This is a genomic window from Marinobacter algicola DG893 (assembly GCF_000170835.1).
Taxonomy (GTDB): Bacteria; Pseudomonadota; Gammaproteobacteria; order Pseudomonadales; family Oleiphilaceae; genus Marinobacter; species Marinobacter algicola.
The window spans coordinates 40,584-56,982 of the sequence record NZ_ABCP01000004.1; the positions used below are offsets into that span (position 1 = coordinate 40,584).

The window sequence follows — 16,399 nt, forward strand, 5'->3', positions numbered from 1 at the left end:
ACGTGTTGCCAACACTGGCAGAACTCTAATACTGTTCAGATATGGACAAGAACACATCAATTCCCCACATCGCCTTTCTTTACCCTGGATACGCTGCCGAGGATGACTACCCTCGTCTGGCCGGAATGATCTCGACACCGGCAGAGGTGAGCGTCATACATACGGCGTTCGATGAAGATGCACATACCATTAAAGCACTGACCGAAATGGGAAGCCCAGAGCGGCTTAAAGAAGGCGCCGAGCACCTGAAAGATGCGAGTATGGAAGCTGTTCTATGGACCTCCACCAGTGCCAGTTTCGTTCGTGGTATCGACGGTATAGGGGAACAGATCGAGACGCTCGAAAACCTGCTTCACATCCCGGCCTCTACCACAGCCATGGCGTTCGCCAGGGCCGTTGCCGCCATCAACGCCAGGCGGGTTGCCATCGCGGCTACCTACCCGCGGGACATAGCCCTGCTGTTCAAAACGTTTCTGGAGCACTTTGATATCGAGGTGGTGCACATAACCTGCCGTGACATTATTACGGCGGCTGAGGTCGGCACGCTGGAGAAAGAGGCCGTACTACAGTTCGTGACAGACAATGACCACCCGGACGCAGATGCGATATTGATTCCCGATACCGCACTGCATTCCGCCGCCTGGCTGGAAGACCTGGAAGCCGCGGCGGGTAAACCGGTACTGACCGCCAACCAGGTCAGCTTCTGGGAGGGACTGAGGTTGTGTGGCAAGCTGACACCACAATCCGGTTTGGGCACCCTGTTCCGTGTGAACCCCTGGAATTAGGCCGTCTGTTTTCGCTGCTGCGTTACCACCAGCGCAACCCCGGTGATGGAGATAACACCCCCAATCATCGCGAGTACGCCCAGCCTTTCATCAAAGAGCCAGTAGGCTTCCAGTGCCGTTACGGGAGGAACCAGATAGAAAAGACTGGCCACCTGCGAGGCCGCGCCGCGTCGAATCAGCCACATCAGCAGCAGTATCGCCCCGATGGAAACACCGAACACCAGCCAGACCATCGACCAGATCAACGGCTGAGCCCACACCACCTCGCGGGTTTCAAACGCAAAAGCACCAACGGCAAAAAACGTTGCCGCAGCACTGTACTGAATGAACGTACCTGCGACGAGATCCGACTGAGTGCCGTTACGTTTCTGGTACACCGTGCCCAGGGATATACCGCCCAAGGATAGCGCAGCCCAGAGCAGGGTCCAAAGCGGGAAATCGGAGGCAGAAGCCCCACCGCCGAACTTCTCCAGCAACACCAGTGTTACACCGACCAGGCCCAGCGCCAGGCCTAGCCATTGCCGACTCGAGACACTTTCCTTCAACACCAGAATAGCCACGGCGGACGTTACCAGCGGCTGCAGGCCGACAATAAGCGACACGATTCCCGATGGCATGCCCCCCTGGATCGCGTAGTAAACCCCGCCCAAATAACAGCCATGCACCAGCAGACCAGTGACCGCCAGGTGACCGGCACCACGCCAACCGGGCCAGCGGGTTTTCAGTATCCAGGCGAGTACGCTGAGTAGTACCAGCGTAAACAGCATGCGTATCAGCAGGAGGGTAAACGGCTCAGCAAAGGGTAAGCCATACTTGGCGCCAATGAAGCCCGTGCTCCACAACCAAACGAACAGCGCCGGCACAAAAAACGAATAGAAAATCGGGGGCATACGGTTAACCGAGAGGCAGACGAATGTGAGTTTGCCTACTGTAACCCGTGACCGACAAACAAAACAGATACAGTAATTGGAATCAACAACCGGTACAGATGATCAGGGTGACTCTGTCTGGCCGGCGCGATTCCGAAAAGGCGGCTAAATGCTGTCCTTCTTCTTGTCCGAGTCGTCCATCAGTTTGCGCTCGGTTTCATTCCACTGTTCTGATAGTGCCTCATAGGCATTGGAGAAGCCCTGCTTTGTGCGTTCCCAGGCGGAGGATGAACTGGTCTGTAACTCGTCATACCATTGCTGGACGCGTTGCCGCTGCTCCTGAAGGGACTCAAGACTTTTCCTTGACCGTTCCCGGGCCGTGTCACTCATGTCGTCCCAATTCTGATCCAGTTCACGTTGTAGCGTTTCAATGCGCTTGTCGAGAGCCGAGAGCGTGTTTTCAATGGCGGTTTCCGCCTCTGCTTTCTGGTCCGCACCGAACTCTTTCAACGCCTGGCCAAGCTCGCGGGTTTCCTTTTTCAACGACTCAACCGATGAATCCGCGGACGATTCCGCCTGCAAGGAACCGGACACGCCAAATGCAAGAACGAAGGCCAGCGAATAACCAAGTTGTTTGAAGAGCATTGAAATTCTCCCGATATCATTTGGTAGACAGTAACAATCTGTGGTGCCATACCGCACCTTAGCAAAGCTTAATCAACCGACAACAAAGAAATTTAGGCTGACAAAACAATCATTTGCAGTACAAACCATTCTCTTGCGAAGCACTTGCGGACTTCCACTATTTGTAGCTTTCACGTCCATGTGCCACGTTGAAAGTGACGTTACACAACAGGAGAAATACTATGCTCTATTGGGCTATTGTATGCCTGATCGTCGCGGTTATCGCCGGTGTACTTGGTTTTGGTGGTATCGCGGGGACAGCCGCAGGGTTTGCGAAAATTTTGTTCTTTATCTTTCTGGTTCTGCTGGTTATTTCACTGGTGGCCAATGCGCTTCGGGGCAAGGGGCCGAAACCTTAGAAACCTTCACGTCAGTTCCGGCGGCACACTTATCTATCGTGTCGTCGGCGACTGCATTATCACCATCGATATGTCGTCGCAAACGTCTTCCTGACTCTTGCCAATACAATTTACCGTCACGTCCGCAGCCCGCGAGTAAAGTTTAAAACGTTCCCAAAACAGCTGCTCCAGCGACTGATCTGGTCGCCGGGAGATGCCCCGGGCACTGTAGTCCCCTATCCGCGCAACGACCGTCTCCAGCGGAATATCAAGAAACACCACGAGACCATCCGCCTTCAGGTGGGTCATCGCTGGCTCGCTGTAGACAGCACTGCCGCCCGTGGAAATCACCTGACGTCGCACATCCAGCCTCAGCAATACCTGCTCCTCAATTCGCCTTAGCGCCTGATAGCCATCACCGTCGACAATATCCTGCAGGGTTCGCCCGGCCTCCTCCTGAATCAGCAGGTCCGTATCGATAAACCCCAGACCAAGCTGTTTTGCCAGCAGCACCCCAACCGTGCTTTTACCGCTGCCGGGCATTCCGATGAGTACAACGTTGCTGCGGGGCGTATTCAAGGGCACAAGGTCTCCATAATTTCGCCAACAATGAGAATTGACCGGCTATATTGAGAAAAGTAACACTTTTCCGACAAACATTGCGGTTTCTTCAGCCAACTAACGCCGTATAATCCGCCGTATGTTTGTTAGTCACGAAGGCAGGCCGCGTTCTTGACCCTGCACTCCGAGAGTAGACGATGATCAACGGCAAAACCCTTTTCACTTTCTCGCTGACGTTTCTGCTACTGGCCCTCGCTGCGCCCGTATCGGCGGACAGTATCAAGCGCATCGTGCATCCCGACGGTACGGTGGAGTACACCAACGTCAAGGGCCGTGGCGACAAGCGTGCGTCAACAAAGGATGAAGTGGTTTACCGTTACACTGATGACAATGGCGTGATTGCCTACAGCGGTATCCAGCCTGCCAGCTCGAATTTTGATGTCATCCGGTTCCACTGCTACGCCTGCGACCCGGATTCCAACGTGAATTGGCGTACCACACCGCTGTTCCTGTCGCCCTACCGGGATGAAATCAAGACGGCCGCCAGGGAGTTCAACGTTGACCCCGCTCTGGTTCGGGCAGTCATCCATGCGGAATCGGCGTTTAATGACAAGGCTCTGTCGCCCAAGGGAGCTCAGGGGCTGATGCAGTTAATGCCTGCCACCGCAGAGGAGCTGGGTGTTCGCAATGCCATGGTTGCCCCGGAGAACATTCGCGGTGGAGTCAATTACCTGGCCCGCATGCTCAAGCGCTTCGACGGCGACATCAAGCTGGCAACGGCCGCCTACAATGCCGGTCCGGGGGCCGTCGGGCGTCATGGCGGCATACCGCCCTACGCGGAAACCCGCGCCTATGTGGAACGGGTTGGAATCCTTCATCAGCGCTACGCCAGTAACTGACCGACCTAACCGAACGCCAGCCAGGCGCCCACCAGAACCATCAGACTGCCCGCCACACGGTTAACCGTGCGAACACCACCGCCTTGCTTTAGCGCTTTGCGCAGAGTCTTTCCGCCATGGGCATAGAGCTGAAGGCAGAGGAATTCCAAGGCCAGTATGATCAGGATGAGGGCCGTGAGTTGTGGCGCCAACGGCAGTTTACTGTCGATAAACGGCGGCAATAGCGCGATGAAAAACGCCCAGCCCTTGGGGTTGGCAATAGCGGTCACAAATCCCTGGAGCGCCAGTTGCAATCTTGAGCTCTCCACCGGTTGCGAATCCTCTTCCGGCATGGCCATTTTGCCTCGGGACCGCCACATCTGGATACCTAACCAGGCAAGATAGGCGCCGCCCGCATACTTGAACACAGCGAACGCCGTTGGGTATTTCAACATGAAGGTAGCCACACCCACCGCCGCCGCCGTCGCCACTACAGCCACACCAACCAATTCCCCGGCCATCATCCACAGTGCCCGCTTCACGCCAATGGTGATGCCAAGGGACAGCGCCAGGGTCATACACATGCCCGGCGTAATGGACACCACAAAGAACGTCGGGATAAACGCGGACAGCAGGGCCAGGTTCAGTGACATCACGGGCAGACTCTTACGTTGAAAGAACGTTGGACGTTGGACGTTGGACGTTGAGAGAAACGAAACCTCTAATTATACAGTCCACGCAGATAATGCAACCCGGACAGCTGAGCCATCTGCCCACGAATCCAGGCCACCCTCTCCCATACATAGGACGAGGGACTGGCGGCACTGAGCACTTTCGGGTTGGGAAGAACCGCGGCAAGCCGTGCCGCCTGGGTTTGCGACAGCCGGCTGGCGGGAATGCCGAAAAAGGCCCGACTGGCGGCCTCAACTCCGTAAATCCCATGACCAAATTCGGCGATATTCAGGTACACCTCCATGATTCGCCGTTTCGGCCAGATGGCGTCGATTCCAAGCGCCAGCCCGGCCTCCAACGCCTTGCGCACAAAACTGCGTCCGTTCCACAAGAACAGGTTCTTGGCCGTCTGCTGCGTAATGGTGCTGGCACCCCGCAAGCCCTGGCCCGCACGATACTCCGCAAGCGCCTTGCGAATGGCGCTGAAATCCACCCCCTGATGGTACGGAAAGCGTTGATCTTCACTGGCCACCACTGCCAACGGTACCCAGGGTGAAATCTCGTCCAGGCTAACCCACTCCTGCCTGAGCTCGTAGCTGGAACCGGAAAACAGATGCCCCAGCATGAAGGTCGACGTCGGCGGATTCACGAACCTTAGCAGGCCAATCAATGCGATCATCAGCAGCAAAAAGCCCACCAGCGACCAGGCAAGCGCACGCAGGAATTTTTGGGTCACGGATCGTTGAGCCACAGTGTTATCATCACCCAGGTTTGGGAATCACGGAGAAAGTCGGAAAAGACTATAACATTGCCACCATGAAGCTTTCCCGAATTCTCAGTAATCAAAACGGTGTCAGCCGCAAGCGGGCGAACGCCCTGATCGCCGCCGGAACGGTTACAGTGGACGGTTGTATTTGCAGGGAGACAGCCCGGGAAATTGATCGTTTCAGCACTGTAGCCTGCAACGGCAGGGTTATCCAGCACGGGGACCAGGCCCACTACCTGATGCTGAACAAACCGGCCGGATACCTCAGTGCCACGGCGGACAAGGTTCACAAAACCGTAATGGAGCTGATCGACCCGGAACTGCGGAAGGACCTCCACATCGCCGGCAGGCTCGACCGCGCCAGTACCGGTTTGTTGATACTGACCAATGATGGCGCCTGGTCACGAAGGCTTACGGAGCCCAGGATAAAGCTCCCCAAGGTCTATCGGGTCACCACCGTCGAGCCGGTTTCAACGAATGCCATTGAGCGCTTCGCACAGGGAATCTGGTTCGAATACGAACGGCTGACCACCTCTCCTGCACGGCTGGAGCCGCTGTCTGCCAACGAATCCAGGGTAACGATCTACGAGGGCCGCTATCATCAGATCAAGCGCATGTTCCATGCAACGGGCAACCGTGTGAGCAGCCTGCACCGAGAACAAATGGGCGCGATCACATTGGACCCAACGCTGGAACCCGGGGAATCCCGGCCACTGACCAGCCGCGAAATTATTCTGGAATAACAACGAAACAGGGGGCGATTCCCCGCCCCCTGTGATTGCCTACCTTCGATGGTGATCAGTTACACTGGCCGGCTTCGAAGATGCCGCTGTCGATCTCCTTCACCCAGCTGTAGGTGCCAGACACTGCGCCCAGGTAATCGTTACCACCGGTTGTGTAATAACCGCCCGAATAGTAAGCCCGGCCAGCCGTATCGTGGTTGAGATGCGTGTCGTTCCAGTCCTGGCAGGTGACATCGCCGCCGGAGCCACCGTCATCACCGCCTCCGCCGGTTCCACTGCAGGCGCTGGGTTCGGACGTATACCAGAGCCCCGGATCGCCCTCATAGAGGGTGACATTGCTCCAGGTGTCGAAGGAACCACCAATGTCTACGTCGTCGCCACTGGCATAGGCCCTCAGATTGGAGTTACCTCCCGCATAAGCCCGGTTTGCCGAGATGTGAGCACTGGGCGACGCTGTAGCCTGCTCGCAGGTCTCGGTAGGCGCGTTGGGATCATACACCTCGACCTGACGGCTTTTCGTTGTGGTATTGCTGTCGCTGTCGGTCGCACTGTAGTCGCAGGTGTAGGTTCCGACCGTTGACGTGTCCACCGCACTGCAGTCGGCCGTTACCGTCAGTGAACCGTCCTCTGCATCCTGCCCGGTGGCCCCCGGATCGGTAAACGTGGTGTTGATCGCCACTGTCATCGGGTTATCGCCGATCAACGTGATGACCGGAAAACCTTCGGGCTCGGTACCGTCGCGGCTGTGACGGTTAAAGAAATCCCAGATGATATCCGGATAGCTGGGCCCCACCCTCACGGACCATTTGCCATTATTACCATGCTCTCCGCCAACCCAGTAGTGACCATGATTGGTGTCCTGGGTATTGGGGGTCGACAAGGGGCCGTCCAGGTAGACGGTTTCAACCACCGAACGCGCTCCGTTGGTGCCATCCTGGGTATAACGGATGTGCTCGCAGCTGTGGTTGTTCTGGTAATAGGGTGAACAGGTGACTGACGAGGCGTAGGCCTGGCCGGTGGTCTGGAAGCCGGACTCGCCAAACACCTGCAGGTGCGCATCCCGGGTGTTATCAGCTGCCTCTTTCACCACAGTGCAGTCGTTCTCGTTCTGCAACACCATAAGCGGGATCGGATATTGGTCGTCCACCTCCGACTGCATGTCCGATGACACCTGCGATACGCTGTGAAACGTCGCGCTGCCGGGGCATTGTCCGGACAACGAGACAGAAGCCGAGTCCTCACCGTAGGGCAGGCCCGAGGCAGGCGCAGCCGCCGCCCAGTATTCGTTATGGGTCACCGAGGCTACGGTTGCCATAGCACCGCCGGAAGACAGGCCGGTGATGTAGCGGCGATTGGCGTCAATGGTGTAATTGGACTCAACGGCCAGTGCAATCTGGTGCAGGTCCTCTACTTCGCCAGCGCCTTCATGGCGGTGGTGGTCAAACCAGAAGCCCCAGCAGTTTTCATTACGCAGCCCGTCGTAGCTGGTAATAAAGGGGGCCACCAGAATGAATCCATACTCATCGGCGGCTGCTTTCAGGCCCCAATCATTGAGCACGTCGTTGTTGGTCTGCTTACAACCATGCAAAGCCATCACCATGGGCGCGGGCGATTGCACGTTCGAGGGCACGTACACCTTGTAGTTACGAGCCCTGGACTGGTTGTAGGATTGCTGTGGCAGGGTGTAGGAATCTGTCTGGCCCGCGAACGCGGGAAGAGCAGGAATCATCAGGACTGCAGAGGCCAGCAACGCCAGTAGCGTGCAACCACGCACCTGATGTGCGATCAGTTGGAACATATTGAGCTCCTTTTATTGGATTTATTGTTCGGCAGTGTTGGAACTGAAAGATACGTGCCAGGATTGCAGGTTGCTGATTTCCCTCACACCAGGGAGCGGCCTGGATAACAATATGCCCGGAACGCCGGACAGGGTGTCCGCGCGCCCGGACGGCCAAGAACCTTGCACGGGCAGTCATTCGCTCAACTTTCAGGTACCCTGCTTTTATTCGCCCTTACACACAGGAGCCACCATGACCCAAATAGCCATCGACATTGTTTCCGATATTGCGTGCCCCTGGTGCGCCATTGGTTACGCCCGCCTGGAAAAGGCCATGGACACCCTGAAAGATGACATGGACTTCACCGTTGAATGGCATGCCTTTGAATTGAATCCGGATCCATCCGGTGACGGCGAACCCATCCTGCCCGCCCTGAGCCGTAAATATGGCCGTAGTGAGGACGAGATGAGAGCCAATCAGGCGCAGATGATGGACATTGCCAAGGGGCTGGGACTGAACTTCGAGAAGCTCCAGGAACGCTACACTCGCAACACCTTTGATGCCCACCGTCTGGTGAAGTGGGCCGGTGAACAGGGCAAGCAGACCGATATGAAACTGGCGTTTTTCGAAGCCTATTTCGGACGAGGTGAGAATATTTCCAATCCGGATACGCTGATCCACTGCGTGGAAACGATTGGCCTGGACGGCTCGCAAGCGCGCGAGGTACTGGCGTCTGACCAGTATGCAGAGGCTGTGCGGGAGGAAGAGGCGCAGTATCAGCAGGCGGGGGTGTCGGCGGTTCCTGCGTACATCATTAACCAGAAATACCTGATATCCGGTGCGCAGGAACCAGAAACCCTGGTCAACGCGTTCCGGGAAATTGCTGACTCTGAGTAACCAAAACCCTTGCAACGCCCTTCCCTGAGCGTTGCAAGGTGACAGGTCATTACTCGGATGCCGCAATCAGGCTGGCGTTACCACCTGCGGCCGTGGTGTCCACACACAGATGGCGCTCAATCACAAACCGCTGGTCAAGCTTGTGCTCGGTGATCAGCGGTAGCAGCGCACCTTCCCGTTTCGCCAGAGCCTGCCGGTACTCTTTCAGCAAGGATGGCTCAGCGCAGCTTACGGCTGCCTGGAAACCGCGCGCCTGTGCCAAAGCACCTGGCTCCAACAGGCCATCAACGCCCACGATCGGAAGACCGGCTTTGGCGGCACGCTCAACCACGTCCTGGGTGCCCGGCGCAACCACGACCACCTTGTTGCCTTGAGACAGTGCCGTTGCGGCCTGCTCCAATGCGGTCTCCTTGTCCGGGCCGAGGCAGAGCACCACACCCCGAGCATGATTGCTCAAGCGGTTCAGCTCACCCGTTGGCCCGGGTAGTTCTTCAGCATGGGCGTCCAGTGGTGCAGGCACATCACCGAAAATAGGCTTCATGGCTTCAATTCTTGGCTCCGGCGCGGGTGCTTTAACATCCGCCACCTTGCCAATCAGCCCTTCAAGCTTCTTGATATCCACCATTTTGGCACTGGCATCCGCCGGGCGTTCAACCGTTTCGCTTTTCAGGAAACGACGCACGTACTGCGGGCCGCCGGCCTTGGGGCCGGTACCGGAAAGCCCTTCACCACCGAACGGCTGGGAGCCGACAATGGCGCCGATCTGATTGCGGTTCACATAGGTGTTCCCCACTTTGATACGGCTGGCAATACGATCCACGCGACGATCCACGCGGCTGTGAACTCCGAAGGTGAGCCCGTAGCCCTTGGCGTTAACATCATCAACCACCTTGTCCAGGTCCTTCGCCGCAAAGGTAGCCACATGCAACACCGGGCCGAATATTTCCTCTTCCAGCTCTTCAATGCCACTGACACTGATCACGGCAGGGGAGACAAAGTTTCCCTTCTCGGGCACCGCCATTTTCTTCTTCAGCTGGCCCTTGGCTTCATACTTGTCACAATGGTCGACAATCTTCTTCCTTGCCGTCTCATCGATGACCGGGCCAACATCGGTGGACAGCAACCAGGGATCACCAATGCCCAACTCGTCCATCGCGCCGTACAGCATTTCCAGCAGATGGTCGGCAATGTCTTTCTGCACATACAGCATGCGCAGTGCCGAACAGCGTTGGCCCGCACTCTGGAAAGACGACGCCAGAACGTCGCGCACCACCTGTTCGGGCAATGCCGTGGAATCCACGATCATGGCGTTCAGACCGCCGGTTTCCGCCACCAGGGTGGCATCGGGTGCCATGTTCTCGCTCATTTTCTTGTCGATGCGCTGGGCCGTTGCAGTCGAGCCGGTGAAGCAAACGCCGGCGACCCGCGGATCGGACGTCAACGCTCCACCCACAGTGGCACCGGTGCCTGGCAGCAACTGAATCGCGTCTTCCGGAATTCCAGCCTGGTGCATCAGTTCCACGGCCCGCACTGCCAGCAATGAGGTCTGCTCGGCCGGCTTGGCCAAAACGGCGTTACCCGCGACCAGGTTGGCAAGAATCTGACCGGTGAAGATCGCCAGCGGGAAGTTCCAGGGCGAAATACACACCACGACTCCGCGCGACTCACCGCTGTCCTTGTAGCGAATACCTTCATTGGCATAGAACTGGGCGAAGTCCACCGCCTCCCGAATCTCAGCGACGCCGTCCAGCAGTGACTTACCGGCTTCCCGGGTGGCCAGCGCAAACAGTTCGTAAGCATTTTCCTCGTACAGGTCCGCGACTTTTCGAAGACACTCGGCCCGCTCTTCCGCAGACCGGGCCGACCAGGCCTTGAAACCTTCCTGGGCAGCCGTAACCGCGGTGTTCACGTCCTCTTCGGACGCCTGGGTAATATGGCCGACAGTATCTTCCGGATCAGCCGGGTTACGGACCATCTGCACTTCCGCACCAGATACCTCGCCAGCAATGATCGGCCCGCCTTTCCAGCGATGGTCGCGATAGGCATCCCGGCCTTCGTTGATTTCCGCTACCGTCACCGGATCAGTGATGTCCCAACCCTTGGAATTTCTGCGCTGTTCGCCGAAGAGTTTGAATGGGTGGACAATCGCCTTGCTTGAGATATTGCTGCCCATCTCTTTAACGGAGTCTATCGGGTCTTTGGCGATCTCTTCCGGCGTAATGCTCTTGTCCACGATCTGGTTCACGAAGGAACTGTTGGCGCCATTCTCCAGCAGGCGGCGCACCAGATATGCCAGCAGGTCTTTGTGGGGGCCAACCGGGGCATAAATCCGGCAAGGCACACCGCTGGTTTTCAGCACTTCGTTATGGAGTGATTCACCCATACCGTGCAGGCGCTGAAACTCATAGTTATCCACGCCTTTGGATTTGGCCAGTTCGAGCACCGCCGATACCGAGTGGGCATTGTGGGTAGCAAACTGCGGATAGATCCGGTCGGTCATGTTCAGCAGCTTTGTTGCGCAGGAGAGGAACGAGACGTCACTGCAGGCCTTGCGGGTGAACACCGGGAAACCGCTCAGCCCCATTACTTGGGCGCGTTTGATCTCCGCGTCCCAGTAGGCGCCTTTCACCAGGCGTACCATAAAGCGACGGTCGTACTTCTCTGCCAGCCCGTACAGCCAGTCCAGTGCAAAGGCCGAACGCTTGCCATAAGCCTGAACCACAACACCAAAACCATCCCAACCGGCCAGTTCCGGGTCTGCGACCAGGGCTTCAATGACGTCAAGGGACAGATCAAGCCGATCCTGTTCCTCGGCATCAATATTGAATCCCATATTGGCCGCTGCGGCCTTTTTTACCAACTCCTTGGCTCGGGGCAACAGTTCGTTCATCACCCGATCTTTATTGCCATATTCGTAACGGGCCAGAAGTGCGGACAATTTGACGGAAATGCCCGGATTCTTGCGCACGTCGCCTTTGCAGGCCTTGGCAATGCTATCAATGGCATTGGAGTAGGAGTCGAAATAGCGCTTGGCATCCGCGTCGGTGCGGGCAGCCTCACCGAGCATGTCATAGGAATAGGTATACCCCTTTTCCATGTATTCTTTGGCTTCATCCTGGGCTTCGTCAATATCACGGCCCAACACAAACTGACGGCCCATTTCCTTCATGGCCTGACCGGCAACCGTGCGAATGACCGGTTCGCCGAAACGCTTCAGCAGCTTACGCAACGTGTCACCCACGCTGTGTCGCTCAGAATCTTTCAACAGGTTGCTGGTCATCAACAGCGCCACGGTCGCCGTATTGATCAGTACTGAGGACGCTTTGCCTACGTGAGTGCCCCAGGCCCCCGACGTGATCTTGTCTTCGATCAGCTCGTGGATCGTCATATTGTCCGGCACGCGCAGCAACGCCTCTGCCAGACACATCAGGGCAACGCCTTCCTTGGTAGTGAGGCCGTACTCCGCCAGGAATTTTTCCATGATGGTGGACTTGGCGTTCTTGCGGACACTGCGCACCAGCTCGGCGGCGCGCTCCGAGATTCCATCGCGCTCGGCCCGGGTCAACTGGGCGCCAGCAATCATCTCACAAATCACCTTGTGTTCGTCCGCGAGGTAATAATTGCGGATGGCCTGCCGGCTATCGACAAGTGTGGGAGTCTCTGATTGCTGCGGTCTCATGGTTGAACCCTCTCAGTTGTTTGTCTCTCCCGCATTCTACCGGGAACGACAAAGACTATTTGACTGTAAAAACCAGACAAGCGCGACGTTCAGGCTTTTTTGGTTAATTAAAATTTACATTTTTCCTGTGAAATGGTTAATTTTCAGACGAAAACACCCTGACCAATGATTAAGCCGCCTTTACAGCCAGCTCCCGAAGCACGCCGTGGGCCACCGAGAATACTGCACAATCCACGTCACTCGCGGCCTGCATATCACTCAGCATTTTTTGCCAGCGGCTCAGCAGCGCCTGTTTGTCTTCACGCCAATGTTCAAGCGACTGCTCTGGGGACATCGATACGCCCCCATCGGAAGCGAAGGACAGTACACTCGCGGTCAGGTTCCGCAACTGGTGGTCCAGCTCATCCCTGTAATGAAGCGTCGCCAGTACCTGCCAGTGCCCCCGGGCCTTGAAGGCGCGCATCTGTCGGTCCAGCCAGGTCAGTTTGAGACCTTCACCCAAGCTGAAGTACACCCAGGCTACCGACTCAAGATCCCGATCCAACTGACGGCCAATTTCGATAATATCCATCAGCCAATAGCGGCTTTCTGCAGAGGCGGCATAGGCGGCCAGTTTTTCCGGAACACTGTGTTTACAGTATTTATCATAGCGTTCCTGCCACCGACTTGCAGGAATTACCGCCTCCAGACTCTCTGTGGACGCCAACACCTCCGTCAGCGGTCGCTGATAGTGAGCAACACAGGCTTCCGGGTCCAGGTCAGCCCGGCGGTTGTGTAACAACCAGCTGGTGCTGCGGGTAACCAGGCGAATTACATCACTGAACAACTCTGCCTGCACACTGGCATTGATTTTCCCATCAAGCGCTTCAATCGCTTTCCATTGGGTCTCTACGTCATGGATCTGGAGGGAGATCAGGTAGCCGGCAGCAAACCGGCCACAGTCGGCACCGGTGGCATTACGCAGCTTGTCCGCCCAGCTGATGCCCATGCGATTCACCATATCGTTGGCAATCTGCGTCGCCGCGATTTCCCCGCGCAGGGGATGGGCATCGATCGCAGCTGGAAAACGCTTGAGCAACGAGCCTGGAAAGGCGGAGTAGAGGGCTGCGGAGAAACGATCGTCGTGAACAATGGGAGCAGCCAGCAACGCCTGCTTCAGCTCAATCTTGGCGTATGAAATCAACACCGAAAGCTCCGGGCGAGTCAGCCCCGAAGCGCGCTCGCGCCGCAAGCGGAGCTCCTCGTCATCGGGCAGGAACTCAAGGGACCGGTCAAGCTTGCCTTCTGATTCCAACCGCCGCATCAGGCGCTCGTACTCGTCCGTGGTGGCCACCGCACCCATGGCGGCCAGACTCAAAGCCATAGCCTGGCGGTAATTGTTCCGCAGCACCAACTCCGACACTTCCGGGGTCATCGCCCGGAGCATCTGGTTGCGTTGCTTGAGCGTCATTTTTCCGCTTCGTACCTGCTCGTTGAGCAGGATCTTGATGTTCACCTCATGGTCCGAACAGTCCACCCCGCCGGCGTTGTCTATAAAATCGGTATTGGCGGCACCACCGGTTCTGGCAAAACCGATGCGAGCAAGCTGGGTGAAACCGAGGTTTCCACCCTCACCAAGAACCCCGCACCGTAGCTGGTGGCTGTCGATCCTTACGGCATCGTTGGACTTATCGCCGACGTCGTCATGGGTTTCGACAGCCGCTTTCACATAGGTGCCAATCCCACCGTTCCAGAGCATGTCCACCGGGGCCTGCAACATCGCGCTGATCAACTCATTGGGCGGCAGGCGGGTGTCACGGATGCCCAGGCGTGCCTGCATTTGCGGCGACACGGGAATCCATTTGGCAGCCCGTGAGAACACGCCACCACCTTCACTGATCAGTTCTGCGTTGTAGTCCTCCCAGCTCGATCCCGGCATTTCAAACAAGCGCCTGCGTTCGGCGAACGACGCCGCTGCATCCGGCTCCGGATCCACGAAGATGTGCAGGTGATTGAACGCTGCCACAAGGCGAATGCGATCCGACAACAGCATGCCATTGCCAAACACGTCCCCACCCATGTCGCCTATACCTACAACGGTGAGTTCGTCCGTTTGGGTATCGATGCCTTTCTCAAGGAAATGGCGTTTGACCGACTCCCAGGCGCCCTTTGCGGTAATACCCATTTTTTTATGGTCATACCCCTCACTGCCTCCGGAGGCAAAGGCGTCTCCAAGCCAGAAGCCGTATTCCCCGGCAAGCCGGTTCGCAATGTCAGAGAAGGTCGCAGTGCCTTTGTCGGCGGCCACTACCAGGTAGGTGTCATCGCCATCATGACGGACCACGTCAACCGGGGGCACGACGCTGCCTTCATTCAGATTGTCAGTCAGGTCCAGCAAACCACGGATGAATGTCTGGTAGCAGGCAATACCCTCTTCTCTCAGCGCCTGGCGTGAGGCACCTTCCGGAGGCTGTTTGACGATAAAGCCCCCTTTTGCACCCACGGGTACAATGACCGAATTCTTGACTTGCTGGGCCTTCACCAGCCCGAGTATCTCGGTGCGGTAGTCTTCGCTACGATCGGACCAGCGCAAACCGCCACGGGCCACGGCGCCGCCCCTGAGATGAACGCCTTCCACCCGGGGCGAACACACGAACACCTCGAAACGCGGGCATGGCCTGGGAATGTCCGGAATGCTGGAAGGATCGAGTTTGAGCGAGATATAGCCCTTGAACTCGCCGGTGTCCTGGCGTTGGAAATAGTTGGTTCTGAGGGTGGCCTTGATCAGTACATAGAACCGCCGGAGGATACGGTCGTCATCAAGGCTTGTTACGGCTTCTAGAGCCTCAAGAATCCGGTTTTCGATCTGCTCGGATTCTGACACCCGATTTCCCAGGGCAGGATCGAAACGAGCGCTGAAGAAGGCGACCAGCAACGCCGTGATCTCCAGGTGCCGGGCCAGAGTGTCAGCAATAAAGGGCTGGCTGAATCCGAAGCGCAGCTGTTTGATGTAGCGGGAGTAGGCACGAAGCAGGCTGACTTCACGCCAGTTCAGGCCCGCCGCCATCATCAACTGATTGAAGTCGTCGTTTTCCGCGAAACCATTCCAGATTTCGCGGAATCCTTCCTGGAGTCTCGGTTTGGCCGCTTCGACATCGGCGCCACGACAGCGGGAATGGCATTCCACGGTAAAATCACTGACCCCGAACGGCTCGCCATCACGCCGCCGAATACGATACGGATGCTCCCCTAACACCCGCATACCAAGGTTCTCAAGGATCGGGATCACGTCTGACAGGATCACCGGTTTACCCTGACTGTAGAGCTTGAAATTCAGCTCCTGATCCCCCTGGTCCGATGAGGTGTAGAACCTCATGGGCACATCAGAACTCAGGGCAATGGACTGGATTTGCTGGATATCGCCCACAGCCTCCGCGACGGAGAATCTTGATCGGTAACTGGAAGGAAACCCGCCGCTGAACATCCCGGCCCAGCGCTTTCCTTCCGCCCTGCCCAATACCTCGGTAAGACGGCGGTGCAGCGCGTCATCCCACGACTGGGACTCCTCCAGCATCGTCGCCACTATGTCTCGCAGATGGCCGGAATCGTCGGGGTCGTAATCCTCACCCTCCAACGCCTCGGAGAGCTGTTCCAGGAGGGTTTGCTTTTGAGGGGAATCGGAATGGGTCATCGGAGATCTCCGGGGATATCAACTGGGGCATGTATGACGGAACATCCCCAGTATAGACAACTCATGGAAGACTCTTTGC

The 16,399-nt window shown here is 57.0% G+C and carries 13 protein-coding genes; 5 read left to right on the forward strand and 8 right to left on the reverse strand.

The genetic code is table 11. The features are described 5' to 3' along the window. The first annotated feature begins 41 nt into the window (after positions 1-41). Positions 42-785 carry a maleate cis-trans isomerase family protein gene (locus MDG893_RS05025; protein WP_007152645.1) on the forward strand — a complete coding sequence of 248 codons (744 nt, stop codon included), beginning with the start codon at positions 42-44 and terminating at the stop codon, positions 783-785. On the opposite strand, the gene MDG893_RS05030 is transcribed toward MDG893_RS05025, so the two are convergent. Both MDG893_RS05030 and MDG893_RS05035 read right to left on the reverse strand, forming a co-directional pair. Further along, complete coding sequence (locus MDG893_RS05030) at positions 782-1,675, reverse strand: DMT family transporter (protein WP_007152646.1); 894 nt, start codon at positions 1,673-1,675, stop codon at positions 782-784. The two genes, MDG893_RS05025 and MDG893_RS05030, sit on opposite strands and share 4 nt — an antisense overlap. A 144-nt stretch (positions 1,676-1,819) precedes the next feature. Continuing rightward, positions 1,820-2,299, reverse strand: a complete 480-nt coding sequence (locus MDG893_RS05035) for a sll1863 family stress response protein (protein ID WP_007152647.1) — start codon at positions 2,297-2,299, stop codon at positions 1,820-1,822. A gap of 221 nt (positions 2,300-2,520) precedes the next feature. Between MDG893_RS05035 and MDG893_RS20630 the strand changes: the two genes are divergently transcribed. Further along, the gene (locus tag MDG893_RS20630; protein WP_007152648.1) at positions 2,521-2,697 is read left to right on the forward strand and encodes a DUF1328 domain-containing protein; all 177 of its coding nucleotides are present in this window, start codon (positions 2,521-2,523) and stop codon (positions 2,695-2,697) included. 33 nt (positions 2,698-2,730) lie between these two features. Here the strand turns inward: MDG893_RS20630 and MDG893_RS05045 are convergent, their stop codons facing one another. Then, on the reverse strand, positions 2,731-3,255 hold the full coding sequence (locus tag MDG893_RS05045; protein ID WP_007152649.1) for a shikimate kinase: 525 nt from the start codon (positions 3,253-3,255) through the stop codon (positions 2,731-2,733). A 179-nt stretch (positions 3,256-3,434) separates the two neighbouring features. On the opposite strand from MDG893_RS05045, the gene MDG893_RS05050 reads away from it, so the two are divergent. Beyond that, a complete protein-coding gene (locus MDG893_RS05050; RefSeq protein WP_007152650.1) occupies positions 3,435-4,136 on the forward strand; it encodes a lytic transglycosylase domain-containing protein in 702 nt (233 codons plus the stop codon). 5 nt (positions 4,137-4,141) lie between these two features. Here the strand turns inward: MDG893_RS05050 and MDG893_RS05055 are convergent, their stop codons facing one another. Both MDG893_RS05055 and mtgA read right to left on the reverse strand, forming a co-directional pair. Then, positions 4,142-4,768, reverse strand: a complete 627-nt coding sequence (locus MDG893_RS05055) for a LysE family translocator (RefSeq protein ID WP_007152651.1) — start codon at positions 4,766-4,768, stop codon at positions 4,142-4,144. Between the two features lie 68 nt (positions 4,769-4,836). Further along, a complete protein-coding gene (gene mtgA / locus MDG893_RS05060) occupies positions 4,837-5,538 on the reverse strand; it encodes a monofunctional biosynthetic peptidoglycan transglycosylase (RefSeq protein WP_007152652.1) in 702 nt (233 codons plus the stop codon). A 65-nt stretch (positions 5,539-5,603) separates the two neighbouring features. Here mtgA and MDG893_RS05065 point away from each other — a divergent pair, with 65 nt between their 5' ends. Next, entirely contained in the window at positions 5,604-6,296 is a 693-nt protein-coding gene (locus MDG893_RS05065; RefSeq protein WP_040474338.1) for a pseudouridine synthase, read from the forward strand. Positions 6,297-6,351: 55 nt separating this feature from the next. Here MDG893_RS05065 and MDG893_RS05070 read toward each other — a convergent pair whose 3' ends face one another. Further along, positions 6,352-8,094 (reverse strand): extracellular catalytic domain type 1 short-chain-length polyhydroxyalkanoate depolymerase, encoded by a 1,743-nt coding sequence (locus tag MDG893_RS05070; protein ID WP_007152654.1) that lies wholly within the window; start codon positions 8,092-8,094, stop codon positions 6,352-6,354. A 232-nt stretch (positions 8,095-8,326) separates the two neighbouring features. Between MDG893_RS05070 and MDG893_RS05075 the strand changes: the two genes are divergently transcribed. Beyond that, complete coding sequence (locus MDG893_RS05075) at positions 8,327-8,971, forward strand: DsbA family oxidoreductase (protein WP_007152655.1); 645 nt, start codon at positions 8,327-8,329, stop codon at positions 8,969-8,971. A 49-nt stretch (positions 8,972-9,020) separates the two neighbouring features. Here the strand turns inward: MDG893_RS05075 and putA are convergent, their stop codons facing one another. Both putA and MDG893_RS05085 read right to left on the reverse strand, forming a co-directional pair. Beyond that, positions 9,021-12,650 (reverse strand): bifunctional proline dehydrogenase/L-glutamate gamma-semialdehyde dehydrogenase PutA, encoded by a 3,630-nt coding sequence (gene putA / locus MDG893_RS05080; protein WP_007152656.1) that lies wholly within the window; start codon positions 12,648-12,650, stop codon positions 9,021-9,023. A gap of 169 nt (positions 12,651-12,819) precedes the next feature. Then, complete coding sequence (locus tag MDG893_RS05085) at positions 12,820-16,320, reverse strand: NAD-glutamate dehydrogenase (RefSeq protein WP_007152657.1); 3,501 nt, start codon at positions 16,318-16,320, stop codon at positions 12,820-12,822. Between the last annotated feature and the right edge of the window lie 79 nt (positions 16,321-16,399).